The following is a 14,819-nucleotide window of genomic DNA, read 5'->3' on the forward strand; positions in this document are numbered from 1 at the left end:
TTATTAATTTATAATATTATATATTTATATAAATAAAATATTTTTATGAAAGAATTTTGGTTACAACAATTATCAAATACTATTGATAATAATATTGATCTTCTTGAAATTACAAAAATAAAAAAAAAAGATAGAAAAAATTTTTTACAGAATAAAAAAAACATTAAATTTAATATTAAAATACCTGTTATTTTTACAAGAAAAATAGAAAAGAATAATTATAAAGACCCAATATTACTACAGTTTATTGCACACAAAAATGAATTAATTATTAATAAAAAATATAATATTAATCCATTAAATGAAAAATTTATTATAAATGGTATGTTACATAGATATAAAAATAGAATATTAATTCTTATAACAGGCATTTGTGCAGTCCATTGTAGATATTGTTTTCGTAAAAATACTAAACAAATTAATTCAATTAAATTATGTAATTGGTACAAAATAATGAATTATATTCGAGATAATAAACAAATTAATGAAATTATTTTTTCTGGAGGAGATCCACTTGTATTAAATGATTATAAATTAAATTTATTCATTAATGATATAAAAAATTTTACACACATTAAAATATTAAGAATACATACTAGAATAGTATGTATTATTCCAGAAAGAATTACTGTAAATTTACTTAAAATTTTTAGTAAATGTAAATTTAAAATTGTAATAGTTACTCATATTAATCATTCTAATGAAATTAGTGAAAAATTATCTCATAAAATTTTTCTTTTAAAGAAATTAGGTATTACTTTACTTAATCAAAGTGTTTTACTAAAAAATATTAATAATAATGAAAATAGTTTAATTAAATTAAGTCATAATTTATTTAATATTGGAATATTACCATATTACATACATTTACTTGATAAAGTAGAAGGAAGTAAACATTTTAATGTTTCAGAAAAAAAAGCTAAAAAAATTATAAAAAAAATATCGTTATCTTTATCAGGTTTTTTAATTCCTAAATTAACTAAAGATATTTATGGAAGTAAATATAAAAAAATTATTGTATAAATTTTTTTTTTCAAAAAAACTGTGCATAAAATAAATGCACAGCTTCATAATAGTAACAACTAAAAATCTTTTATTTAAATAAAAAAATTTACTCTTGTAGAGTAAAATAATATTACATCATTCCACCCATTCCTCCATTCATACCAGCTGGGGGAGTGTTAGATATATCAGATTTATCATTTTTTGGTAAATCTGTTACCATACATTCTGTAGTAATCATAAGTCCAGCAACAGATGCAGAATATTGTAATGCTGAACGTGTAACTTTAGTAGGATCTAAAATTCCAAATTTAATCATATCTCCATATTCTTCATTAGCAGCATTATAACCATAATTACCATGACCATCTTTAACATTATTTGCTACTACAGAAGGTTCTTCTCCTGCATTAGAAACTATTTGACGTAAAGGAGCTTCCATAGCTCTTAAAGCTACTTTTATTCCCATATTTTGATCTTCATTTTGACCTGTTAAACTTATTAATTTAGCTGCTACTCGTACTAATGCTACTCCTCCTCCTGCTACTACACCTTCTTCTACAGCAGCTCTAGTAGCATGTAAAGCATCTTCTACTCGAGCTTTTTTTTCTTTCATTTCAACTTCAGTAGCAGCACCAACTTTTAATACAGCAACTCCTCCTGCTAATTTAGCTACTCTTTCTTGAAGTTTTTCACGATCATAATCAGAAGATGATTCATCTATTTGTTGTCTAATTTGATGAACACGTGCTGAAATATCATGTTCTTTACCAAGACCATCTATAATAGTTGTTGTATCTTTATTTATAACAATACGTTTTGCTTGTCCTAAATCTTCTAATGTTGTTTTTTCTAATTCTAAACCAATTTCTTCTGAAATAACATTACCACCTGTAAGGATTGCTATATCTTGTAACATAGCTTTACGACGATCACCAAAACCTGGTGCTTTTACAGCTGCAACTTTTACAACACCACGCATAGTATTAACAACTAATGTTGCTAATGCTTCACCGTCAACATCTTCGGCTATAATTAATAATGATTTACTTGCTTTTGCAACCATTTCAAGTACTGGTAACATTTCTCTAATATTTGAAAGTTTTTTATCTACTAAAAGTATATAAGGATTATCAAGTTCTACGGTACCAGATTCTGATTTATTAATAAAATATGGTGATAAATAACCTCTATCAAATTGCATACCTTCAACAACATCTAATTCATCTTGTAAACCTGTACCTTCTTCAACAGTTATGACTCCTTCCTTACCCACTCTTTCCATAGCTTGAGCTATTAAATCACCAACAGTTTCATCGGCATTTGCAGAAATAGTACCTACTTGAGCTATGGATTTTGAATCAGAACATGGTACAGAAATAGATTTTAATTCTTCTACAGCAGCTATAACAGCTTTATCTATACCTCTTTTTAAATCCATAGGATTCATTCCTGCTGCAACAGCTTTTAAACCTTCACTTACTATTGCTTGTGCTAAAACACTTGCAGTTGTTGTTCCATCACCTGCTACATCATTAGCTTTAGAAGCAACTTCCTTAACCATTTGTGCTCCCATGTTTTCAAATTTATCTTCTAATTCTATTTCTCTAGCTACAGTTACCCCATCTTTTGTTATAGCTGGTGCACCAAATGATTTATCTAAAACAACATTTCTACCTTTAGGTCCAAGAGTAATTTTTACTGCATCAGCAAGAACATTAACACCTTTTAACATCTTAACACGTGCATCATTACCAAATTTTACATCTTTAGCTGCCATTTTTAATATTCCTTAAATTTATTTATATTTTATTATACTTTATAAAAATTTAATTTATATTTAATAATATATTTTTATTTTACGATAGCTAAAATATCACTTTCAGACATTATAAGAATTTCTTCATCATCAATTTTTTCTGTTTTAACACCATAACTATCATTAAATATAATTGTATCACCTTTTTTAACATCTAATGGTTTAACTACACCATTATCAAGTATACGTCCTTTACCTACAGCTAATACTTCCCCACGAGTAGATTTTCCAGCAGCAGAGCCAGTTAATACAATCCCACCTGTAGATTTACATTCAACTTCTTTTCTTTTTACTATAACTTTATCATGTAATGGACGAATATTCATTTTAATAACTCCCCTTTAAGAAGTATAATTTTATAACTTAAAATCTATTAATATATTTTTAATAATGTGCACTAAAAGATAAGGACATATAATCTATGTTTCAAGTCTTGTTATTAAAAAATTCTTTTTTATAATAATTTTATTATACTAAAATATGAAAAATATATTAAAAATTAAATAAAAATATTGACGTTTAATTATAATTTTTGTCATAATGTAATCGTTTGTTTTTGCCCGAATAGCTCAGTTGGTAGAGCAGTGGACTGAAAATCCCCGTGTCGGTGGTTCAATTCCGCCTTCGGGCAATATTATAAAATTACAAAATAAAAAATTTATTAAATTAAAATAAAAATGCAGAAAGTTTTTTACTTTCTGCATTTTTATTAATTAACAAAAATTTACTTTTTCTTATTAAGAATAAGATTTTGTCGAATAATAAAATTTTTATAAAAATAACGGATTTTTTGATAATTATAAATTTTATAGAAATTATTATTCGTATTTTTAATATATATTAATTTTTTTTTTTCAAAAAAAAATTTTTTAATCGGTTTATATATTTTTAAAATTTTAATTTCAACATAACGATCTATAACCAAACATTTTTTAAGAAGTTTATGATTATGAATTTTTTCACATTTTTTATTAATAGATAAATTATTTTCCAATCCTTTAACAAAAACTATTTTTGTTGATAGATTACTATTAAGAGATAATAAATAATTAGCAATTATTTCTGCTCTTTTTTGAGACAAAAAATTATTTTTATTATTTGTTTCAAGAAAATCTGAATGTCCTAAAATTATTATTTTGGTATTAATATCATTTAATGAATTATGTATTTTTGATTTATATAATTTATTTAAAAAAATTTTATCTTTTTTATTTAATAAAATATTTTTGGATTTAAAAAAAATTTTTTTTTTAAATATAACATTTTTATTACCATAATTGTTATAATAATAGTTTTTTGATCTATTAATTAACTTTTTTATTAATGGTATATGATGTTTATCAATAAATTTATATATAATACTAATACTAAACATAAAATTATTTGTTTTTTGTCCTAAATTATCATTATTTAAACTACCGATATTTTTTATTATTCGATATTCAATTCTAGAAGATAAATTATCTTTAATTTGATATTCTCCTCCAAAAGAAAACAAAGGAGAAACATTATAATACAAATTATCTAAATTATAATATTTGTTACTATTACTAGATTGATTATAGTAAGATTGAGCAAAAAATCCTCCTAAACGAGTATATAAATATAAATTTGTAAATACAGGATATCTAATATTAGTTGTTAATTGTATTCCTTTTACTTCAAAAAAATTTTTAATATTATTATCAATATTTTTTTTAATTATTCCTAACCAATCTAACCCTAATTCTAAACTGAGAAATTTATTAGTTTGATATCCTAAAAAAAGTCCATTTCCTAGTTTATTAAAAAAAGTATATTCTTTATCATCAATGTCTTTTCCTAACAATTTTATATTATTATATTGTGATAATCCAAATGTAGAACCAAAATACCAATAATTTTTAAAGTTAGATTTAGCATTAGCAATATTATGAATACTCATCATAATTATTGTAAAAATAATAATTATTTTTTTCATTTTTTTATATAAACCTTTTTTATAAAATAAAATTTTAATTTGTATTTTTAATTATATAAATACATTAATAATTTTTTTAAATATTTATTTTTTTATTTAAAATGATATAACCTCATATAAAATTTAGAATTAATTTTGTTTAAAATATTTTATTAATATAAATGTTATTTTCCTTATATTTTTGAAATCTTATCAAATTTTTTTTAATAAAATTATTTTTTAATAAAACCTGTATCCAAAATAAATTTGATTTAATATTTAATATTTTTAAAATAATTTGGCTCCTTATAATTCTCCATTTTTTACTTTCATTATCTTTAAATTCTAATAAATTATTATATGATAGAATCATATTTGATTGAACTTCTAATAAAAATAATTTTTGATTTATTTTTTTTTTAAATATTAAACTATTAATAATTTCTTGTCCTAAATAACATCCTTTATGAAAATCAATAGCATGTATTTTATTAATACAAAATTGTTGAGGAAAAAATAAATTACAATGCGAATTCATATCTATAATATGATAACCAATTTTCATATAAAATTTATCCCAATAAATACTATTTTTTAAATAAAGGTTTTCAAATATAAAAAAATTTTTTAAAATAAAAAAAATATTTTCTTTAGATAAAATAAGAAAATTATATTTTTTCATGTATTTAAATTTTAAAAAAATATTTTTTTGGAAAAAATAAACTGTTCTCTTTTTTAAAGAAATATTTTTGTTTTTAAAATTTTTGTATATTATTTGATCTTTTTGAATATTTAAAATTCCAAAAATTTTTCTTTCTTTATTTAAAGAAATTTTTACTTTATATAAAAGTAAATATTTTTTTATATTTTCTAAATATTTTTGTAATATATTTTTTCTAATAATACATTGATAATTATTTTCACATATTTTAAATATGTGCATATTTGTTAAAACTTTACCTTGTGAATTACAATGAAAAGCATTAAAAAAATGCATACTATTATCTAATTTATTTATATTAATAGTTAATTGATTTTGTAAAAAAATTTTACTATCAGAACCTTTTATTGTTAAAATTTGTAAATTATTTAATTCAACATAATTTAATAAATTTATATTTTTTTTAGTATTCATTTTATTAAATAAATCTTTTATGTAATTCTTGTAATGAATATACTTTAATTTTATTATTATTATTTTGCATTGAAATTATTGTTGCTATAGCTCCATTAATTGTTGTATTATAATAAATATTGTTTTGTAATGCTAAAATCCTAATAAATTTAGAATTGTTAATAGATTTTTTACCTTCTACAGTATTAATAATATAAGTATATCTTTTATTCTTAATAAAATTAATTATATTTGGTTTTTTTTCTGTAGCTTTACGAACTATTTTAACCATTAATTTAAATTTTTGTAAAAATTTAGCTGTTCCATAGGTAGCTTCAATAATAAATCCATAAAAAATTAATTTTTTAACTAATGAAATAATTAATTTTTTATCTTGATTTTTAACTGATATTAAAACAATACCTTTATCTTTAATAAAAGATTTAGTACTTAATATTGTTTTGTAAAAAGCTTCACTAAATGTATATCCTATACCCATAACTTCACCTGTAGATCTCATTTCAGGACCTAAAATAGGATCAACATTATCAAATTTGTTAAATGGTAATACTACTTCTTTAACACAATAAAATTGTGGAATAATTTCTTTTTTAAGATTTAAACTCTTTAAAGATTTCCCTATCATAACTAATGTACTCATTTTTGCTAATGGTATATTAATTGCTTTTGAAATAAATGGAATTGTTCTAGATGCCCTAGGATTTACTTCTATAATATAGATAATATTATCTTTAATAGCAAATTGTATATTTATAAGTCCACATACATTCATTTTAATTGCTAATTTAGTAGTTTGTAATCTTATTTCATTTAAAATTTCTAAATTTAAATTACGAGTAGGTAAAAAACAAGCAGAATCACCTGAATGTATACCTACTTGTTCAACATGTTCCATAATACCACCTATAAAAACATCTTTTCCATCACAAATTGCATCTACATCAACTTCTATTGCATTATCTAAAAATTTTTCTAATAAAATAGAACTATTATTTCTTATATTTAATCTAAAATAATTTTTTAAATCATTATCATTATATACTATTTCCATACATCTACCACCTAAAACATAAGATGGTCTAACTATTAAAGGATAACCTAAAATTTTAGCTTTTTTAAAAGCATCATCTAAATTATTAATTATATAATTTGGAGATTGTTTTAATTTTAAAAAATTAACAATATTTTGAAATTTTTTTCTATTTTCTGCTAAATCTATAGAAAAAGATTTTGTTCCTATTATATTTATACCTTCTTGTTCTAATTTTTTTGATAGATTTAAAGGAGTTTGTCCACCATATTGTATGATAACTCCTAATGGTTTTTCTATTCGAATAATCTCTAATATATTTTCTAAAGTTATAGGTTCAAAATATAAACGATTAGAAATATCATAATCTGTTGAAACAGTTTCTGGATTACAATTAATCATTATTGTTTCAAAATTATTTTCACGTAAAATCATAGATGCATGTACACAACAATAATCAAATTCTATACCTTGTCCAATTCTATTTGGCCCACTACCTAAAATAACAATTTTTTTTTTATTATTATTAGGATTAGCTTCACATTCTGTTTCATATGTTGAATATATATAAGCAGTATTAGTTTTAAATTCAGCAGAACATGTATCTACTTTTTTATATACTGGATGAATATTATATTTATATCTTAATTCTCTTATATTTTTTTCAGATGTATGTAAAAGATTAGCTAATCTAACATCAGAAAAACCTTTTTGTTTTAATTTAAAAAAATATTTTATATTTTTTAATTGTTTAATTCCTTTAAACTGAATTTTTTTTTCAGTTAAAATTATATCTTTTATTTGTGTTAAAAACCACATATCAATTTTAGAATAATTATATATTTCTTCAATAGAAATATTCATTCTTATAGCATCTGCAATAAATCTAATTCTATCTGGTCCTGGTTTTATTAATTCATTTATAATTAAATCATAAGAATTTTTATTATGAGTTTTATTTATTTTTACTGGTTCAAATCCATAAATACCATTTTCTAAGCTACATAAAGCTTTTTGTATAGATTCTTGAAAAGATCTACCTATAGCCATTACCTCACCTACTGATTTCATTTGTGTTGTTAATTTATTATTAACATTATGAAATTTTTCAAAATTAAATTTAGGTATTTTAGTTACTATATAATCAATAGAAGGTTCAAAAGCAGCAGAAATATTATTTTTAGTAATATCATTTTTTAACTCGTCTAATGTATAACCAATAGAAAGTTTTGCTGATATTTTAGCAATTGGAAAACCAGTTGCTTTTGATGCCAAGGCAGAAGAACGTGAAACACGAGGATTCATTTCAATAACTATCAATTTCCCAGTTTGAGGATTAATTGCAAATTGTACATTAGCTCCTCCAGAATTAAGTCCAATAGCTTCAATAATTGCTATAGAAGCATTTCTCATGATTTGATATTCTTTATCAGATAAAGTTTGAGCTGGAGCAACTGTAATTGAATCTCCTGTATGTATACCCATTGGATCTATATTTTCAATAGAACATATAATAATAGAGTTTCCATTTTTATCTCTTACAACTTCCATTTCATATTCCTTCCATCCCATTAAAGATTCATCAATAATTAATTCATTATTAAATGATAATTTTAAACCATGATTACAAATTTTTTTAAATTCTGAAATATTATATGCTATCCCCCCTCCACTTCCACCCATAGTAAATGAAGGTCTAATAATACATGGAAAACCAATTTTTTTAACACAATTTATTGCTTCATCTATATTATGAATAAAAAAAGAATTTGGTGTATGAAAACCTAATTTTTTTATAATTTTTGCGAAATAAGAACGATTTTCTGCTTGATAAATAGTATCAATAGATACACCAATAACTTCTATGTTAAATTTATTTAATATATTATTTTTATGTAAATCTAAAACACAATTTAAAGCTGTTTGTCCTCCCATCGTAGCTAAAATAGCATCAGGTCTTTCTTTTTCTATAATTTTTGTAATAACTTCCCAATTAATAGGTTCTATATATGTTATATCCGCAATATCTGGATCTGTCATTATAGTAGCAGGATTAGAATTAACTAAAATTAAATTATACCCTTCTTCTTTTAAAGCTTTACATGCTTGAGTACCAGAATAATCAAACTCACAAGCCTGACCAATAATAATTGGTCCTGCTCCTAAAATCATAATATTTTTTATATCAGTACGTTTTGGCATTTTAACATCTCTTATTTTTTTTTTCATAATATATATGAATTAATTTTATAAAATAATCAAATAATATAGATGCATCATTCGGTCCTGGATTTGATTCTGGATGTCCTTGAAAACCAAAAGCAGGTTTATTTATACAATGAATACCTTCTATAGTATTATCAAATAATGATTTATATGTAATTTTTAATTTTTTAGGAAAATTTTTTTTATCAATAGTAAAATTATGATTTTGAGTAGTAATTAGTACTTTATTATTTTCTAAATTTTTTACAGGATGATTACTTCCATGATGACCTATTTCCATTCTAACTATTTTAGCCCCATTAGCAATGGCTAAAATTTGATGACCAAAACAAACTCCAAAAATAGGAATATTTTTTTTTAATATTTTTTTTATAGTATGTATTATATAATGACAGGGATTAGGGTCTCCTGGACCATTAGATAAAAAAATACCATCAGGATTTAATAAAAGTAAATCTTGATAACTTATAAAAGCAGGAACAACAGTAACTTTACATTTTCTATCAACTAACATTTTTAAAATACTATTTTTAACACCAAAATCTAAAACTACAACATGTCTAAAAAACATATTTTTTTTAACTATTTGTATATTTTTACTATTTAAAATCCAAGAGTAATTTACTTTAGTAGTAATTTCTTTAACTAAATCTACACCTTTAAAACCTTTAAATTGATGTAGTTTATTTAAAATATCAATATAATTAATTTCTTTATTTGTAGAAATCAAAGCTATTTTTTTTATTTTTTTATTACTAATTAATCTTGTTAAATATCTAGTATCAATATCACTAATAGCAACAATATTCTTCTTTTTAAGAAAAATATTTAATTCTTCTGTACTACGATAATTACTTGATAATTTAGATAAATTCTTAATAATTAAACCTCTTGCATAAATTTTTGATGATTCATTATCATATATATTAGTTCCGATATTACCGATATGAGGATATGTTAAAAGTATAATTTGTTTATAATAAGAAGGATCAGTAATAATTTCTTGATAACCAGTAATAGCAGTATTAAATATGATTTCTCCTATTACTATTCCATTTATACCTATAGATTTTCCAATAATTTTTGTTCCATCTTCCATTAATAATAATGCTTTATTATTCAAATTACTCTCCATTATTTATGATACTTTATATAAAGTATATAATTTTTTATAAATTATTTTATTATAGTTATATAATAAATGAAATTTAGATTACTTTCTTTTTATAAAGAAAGTAATCTAATTTAATTAATTGATATTATTTAAAGATTTCATATGAGTCATATAACTTCTTAAAATATATCCTATTTTTTCAATAGGATGATTTCTAATATAATAATTTATTTTATATAAATCACTATTATTTATAGATGTATTTTTTATTTCAAGAATTCCTAAATCTTTTTTTGTAAGATTATTTATAAATTTTTGTAATAAAGGAATAGCATTATTTGTAAATAAGTAATTACCATATTCAGCTGTATTTGATATAACATTATTCATTTCATATAATTTTTTTCTTGCAATAGTATTTGCAATTAAAGGTAATTCATGTAGTGATTCATAATATGCTGAGGCTGGTGAAATACCTGATTCTATCATTAATTCAAATGATAATTCTATACTACTTTTAATAGTAGCAATCATAAAAATACCTTTATTAAAATAATTTTCTTCTTTTATATCAAAATTTTTTAAATTTTTAGTTTGATCAAATCTATTATTTTTATATATTTTTCTCCATGTAATTAAATTTTTATTATTATTATTCCAATCTTCAATTAAATTTTTAGAAAATTCACCTGAAAGTATATTATCCATATGTATTTTAAATAAAGGTTTTAATTTTTTTTTTAAAATTAAAGATAAATTATAAGCATGTATTTTACTAGAATTATTTAATCTATCCATCATTAAACTAATACCTCCTTGTTTTAAGGCTTCTGTAATATATTCCCATCCAAATTGAATTAATTGTGCAGAATATAATGGATCTTGTTTAAATTTAATTAATTTATCAAATAATAAAATAGATATTGTTTGTAACATTCCACATAATACTGTTTGCTCACCCATTAAATCTGATTTAACTTCAGCAATAAAAGAAGATTCTAATACACCAGCTTTATGACTACCAATAGCAGCAGCCCAAGATTTAGCTATATTAAAACCATAATTATTTAGATGAGCTTCTTGATGAACAGCTATTAAAGCAGGTACTCCAAATCCTCTTTTAAATTCTTCTCTTACTTCTGTACCAGGACATTTTGGAGCAACCATAATAACTGTAATATCTTTAGATATGTTTTCTCCTTCTTCTACAATATTAAAACCATGAGAATAACCTAATGTTGCACCTTTTTTTATTAATGGTTTTATAATTTTTAAAATATCATGATGATGATTATCAGGAGTTAAATTAATAATTAAATCAGCATTAGGTATTAATTCTTTATAAGTACCAATATTAAATTTATTTTTATATGCTCTTTGCCAAGATATATTTTTATTTTTTATAGATTCTTTTTTTAAAGCATATGAAATATTTAATCCAGAATCTCTCATATTTAATCCTTGATTTAAACCTTGAGATCCACAACCTATAATAACGATATTTTTATCTTTTAAAAAAGCAATACTATTGTTAAATTCTTCAAATTGCATTAATCTACACTTTTGTAAATTTTTTAATTTTTCGCGAAAATTTAAACTGTTGAAATAATTATTCATTTTAATTATCCTTTTTGAAAAACATTTATTTATACAAAAGAAATTTATAATTTTTAAAATTAAATTTAATAAATTTTTTTATTTAATATTGTAATTTTTTCTTATCTCTTACTGCTCCTTTATCAGAACTAGTAACTAAACTTGCATAAGCTTTAAGTGCAAAAGAAATTTTTCTTTGTCTTTTAATTGAAGGTTTATATGCTAAAAAACCCTTATTTTTTTCTTCTTCAATTCTTTTTTTTAAAATAATTGAAGAAACATCTAAGTTTATAAATCTTTTTGGTATATTAATATGGATAATATCATTATTTTTAACTAATGCTATTAATCCTTTATTAGCAGCTTCAGGAGAAATATGTCCTATAGATAAGCCAGAAGTCCCCCCAGAAAATCTTCCATCTGTAATTAAAGCACATTTTTTATCTAAATTCATAGATTTTAAATATGATGTAGGATATAACATTTCTTGCATACCAGGACCACCTTTAGGTCCTTCATATCTTATAACTATTATATCACCAGAAAAAATTTTTTTATTTAAAATAGCATGTACTGCTTCTTCTTGACTATCAAATACTTTAGCTTTTCCTGTAAAAATTAATAATTTTTTATCTACACTAGCAGTCTTAACAACACATCCATTTTTGGCAATATTACCATACAAAATAGCTAATCCTCCATCCTTACTAAAAGCATATTTATATGAACGAATACAACCATTTTTTCTATCTTTATCTAAAGTAGAATAAAAATTTTTTTGTGAAAAAGGTTTTATTGTTTTAATATTTCCAGGAGCTGATTTATAAAATTTTTTTATATTTATATTTTTTGTATTTAAAATATTATATTTTGATATAGTTTCTTCTATAGTTAATCCTAAAATATTTTTAGTATCTTTATTAATTAAATTTAATTTATTTAATTCATGTAAAATTCCTATAACTCCTCCAGATCTATGAAAATCTTCCATATAAAATTTATTAGTACTAGGAGAAATCATACATAACCAAGGAGTTTTTTTAGATAAATAATCAATTGTATTTAAATTAAATTTTATATTAGTTTCTTGTGATAAAGCTAACATATGTAATATTGTATTGGTGGATCCACCCATAGCAATATCTAATATCATTGCATTTTCAAAAGATTTTTGATTAGCAATATTTCTAGGTAAAAAATTAATATTATTATTTTTATAATATTTTTCAGTAATTTCAATTATTTTATGAGCAGATTCTATACATAATTGTTTTCTATTAACATGTGTTGATAATAATGATCCATTACCAGGTAAAGATAAACCTAATACTTCAGTAATACAGTTCATAGAATTAGCTGTAAACATGCCTGAACATGAACCACATGTAGGACATGCATTAAGTTCAATTTTTTTTATATTGTGATTAGATTGTTCTGGATTAGCTGCTTGGATCATAGCATCAACTAAATCAATTTTAATATTTTCTTTTATATTAATTTGACCGGCTTCCATAGGACCCCCAGATATAAAAACAGTAGGTATATTTAATCTTAAACTAGCCATTAACATCCCAGGAGTAATTTTATCGCAATTAGATATACATATCATAGAATCAGCACAATGTGCATTTATAACATATTCTATAGAATCTGCAATTAATTCTCTTGAAGGTAAAGAATATAACATTCCATCATGTCCCATTGCTATTCCATCATCTATAGCTATAGTATTAAATTCTTTAGGTACACCACCATTTTTTCTAATTTCATTAGAAATAATCTTACTTACATTTCTTAAATGTATATGTCCAGGAACAAATTCTGAAAAAGAATTAACTATAGCAATTATAGGTTTATTGAAATCTTCTTCCTTCATTCCTGTTGCACGCCAAAGAGCTCTAGCACCAGCCATATTACGACCTTTTGTCGTAGTAAATGAACGATAATTAGGCATATTTATTTCCTTTTATTAAAATTAAAAATTTATAAAATATTAATATAATTTAACCAATTCCATTTATCTTTTTTAATTCCTTTTAATAAAGAATTAAATTCTTTTTGTATATTTTCTGTAATTTTACCTTTTTTACCATTATTAATTAATATATTATCAATATTACAAACTGGAGTAATTTCAGCTGCTGTACCTGTTAAAAATATTTCATCTGCTATATATAAAAACTCTCTTAATATAAAACATTCTTTAACTTTAATATTGAGATTTTTAGATATTTTAATAACAGAATCTCTCGTAATTCCAGGAAGAACAGAAGATGTTAATGGTGGTGTAAATAAAATATTATCTTTTACTATAAAAATGTTTTCTCCTGATCCTTCAGAAATAAATCCTAAACTATCTAATGATATTCCTTCATCATATCCATTCCTACGTGCTTCATTACCAATTAATAAAGAAGATAAATAATTACCTCCTGCTTTGGATAAGCTAGGTATAGTATTAGGTTTACATTTATTCCAAGAAGATATCATTATATTAATACCGTTAACTTTTGAAGTATTACCAAGATAATTATCCCATGGAAATGCACTAATCATTATATCCGTATAGTAATTATTAGGAGGATTAATTCCTAAACCAACATCACCTATAAATACTAAAATTCTAATATATGCTTCTTGTAGTTTATTAATATTAATTGTTAAATAAACAGCATTCATTAATTCTTTTATAGAAAATTTTATTGGAAAACGATATATTTTTGCAGAATTATATAAACGATTCATATGATCTTTATGACGAAAAATAACAGATCCCTTCTGTGATTTATAACATCTTATGCCTTCGAAAACAGATGTACCATAATGTAATGCATGACTCATAACACTAATTTTAGCATCTTCCCATTTTATGATATTACCATTTAACCAAATAAAATCTGCTTTTTTTGTAGACATTATTATAATTCCTTATTTTAAGTAATAATGTTATTATAATAT

At 22.3% G+C, this 14,819-nt stretch carries 10 protein-coding genes and 1 tRNA gene; 2 read left to right on the top strand and 9 right to left on the bottom strand.

Features of this window, described 5'->3' with window-relative positions; all coding sequences use genetic code 11:
- Positions 1-45 precede the first annotated feature (45 nt).
- Entirely contained in the window at positions 46-1,023 is a 978-nt protein-coding gene (locus GJT93_RS00875) for a KamA family radical SAM protein (protein WP_168821740.1), read from the top strand.
- Positions 1,024-1,135: 112 nt separating this feature from the next.
- Here the strand turns inward: GJT93_RS00875 and groL are convergent, their stop codons facing one another.
- Both groL and GJT93_RS00885 read right to left on the bottom strand, forming a co-directional pair.
- Positions 1,136-2,782 (bottom strand): chaperonin GroEL, encoded by a 1,647-nt coding sequence (groL, locus tag GJT93_RS00880; RefSeq protein WP_168821741.1) that lies wholly within the window; start codon positions 2,780-2,782, stop codon positions 1,136-1,138.
- A gap of 74 nt (positions 2,783-2,856) precedes the next feature.
- Positions 2,857-3,147, bottom strand: coding sequence for a co-chaperone GroES (locus tag GJT93_RS00885; RefSeq protein ID WP_168821742.1), 291 nt, complete (start codon positions 3,145-3,147; stop codon positions 2,857-2,859).
- Between the two features lie 232 nt (positions 3,148-3,379).
- Here GJT93_RS00885 and GJT93_RS00890 point away from each other — a divergent pair.
- A tRNA-Phe gene (locus GJT93_RS00890) sits at positions 3,380-3,452 on the top strand.
- A gap of 93 nt (positions 3,453-3,545) precedes the next feature.
- Here GJT93_RS00890 and GJT93_RS00895 read toward each other — a convergent pair.
- The 7 genes from GJT93_RS00895 to GJT93_RS00925 all read right to left on the bottom strand — a co-directional run bounded on the left by GJT93_RS00895 (position 3,546) and on the right by GJT93_RS00925 (position 14,777).
- Positions 3,546-4,781 (bottom strand): OmpA family protein, encoded by a 1,236-nt coding sequence (locus GJT93_RS00895; RefSeq protein WP_168821743.1) that lies wholly within the window; start codon positions 4,779-4,781, stop codon positions 3,546-3,548.
- A 139-nt stretch (positions 4,782-4,920) separates the two neighbouring features.
- Positions 4,921-5,895: a tRNA-modifying protein YgfZ gene (locus GJT93_RS00900; protein WP_168821744.1), complete on the bottom strand. Its 975-nt coding sequence runs from the start codon at positions 5,893-5,895 to the stop codon at positions 4,921-4,923.
- Positions 5,896-5,899: 4 nt separating this feature from the next.
- On the bottom strand, positions 5,900-9,127 hold the full coding sequence (gene carB, locus GJT93_RS00905; protein ID WP_168821980.1) for a carbamoyl-phosphate synthase large subunit: 3,228 nt from the start codon (positions 9,125-9,127) through the stop codon (positions 5,900-5,902).
- A 1-nt stretch (position 9,128) separates the two neighbouring features.
- Positions 9,129-10,286 carry a glutamine-hydrolyzing carbamoyl-phosphate synthase small subunit gene (carA, locus tag GJT93_RS00910; RefSeq protein WP_168821745.1) on the bottom strand — a complete coding sequence of 386 codons (1,158 nt, stop codon included), beginning with the start codon at positions 10,284-10,286 and terminating at the stop codon, positions 9,129-9,131.
- A 114-nt stretch (positions 10,287-10,400) separates the two neighbouring features.
- Positions 10,401-11,882 (bottom strand): ketol-acid reductoisomerase, encoded by a 1,482-nt coding sequence (ilvC, locus tag GJT93_RS00915; RefSeq protein WP_168821746.1) that lies wholly within the window; start codon positions 11,880-11,882, stop codon positions 10,401-10,403.
- An 82-nt stretch (positions 11,883-11,964) separates the two neighbouring features.
- Complete coding sequence (ilvD, locus tag GJT93_RS00920; protein ID WP_168821747.1) at positions 11,965-13,815, bottom strand: dihydroxy-acid dehydratase; 1,851 nt, start codon at positions 13,813-13,815, stop codon at positions 11,965-11,967.
- 29 nt (positions 13,816-13,844) lie between these two features.
- Positions 13,845-14,777: a branched-chain amino acid transaminase gene (locus tag GJT93_RS00925; protein WP_168821748.1), complete on the bottom strand. Its 933-nt coding sequence runs from the start codon at positions 14,775-14,777 to the stop codon at positions 13,845-13,847.
- Positions 14,778-14,819: the final 42 nt, after the last annotated feature.

This window comes from Enterobacteriaceae endosymbiont of Donacia provostii, from assembly GCF_012570145.1.
In the GTDB taxonomy this organism is placed as follows: domain Bacteria; phylum Pseudomonadota; class Gammaproteobacteria; order Enterobacterales; family Enterobacteriaceae.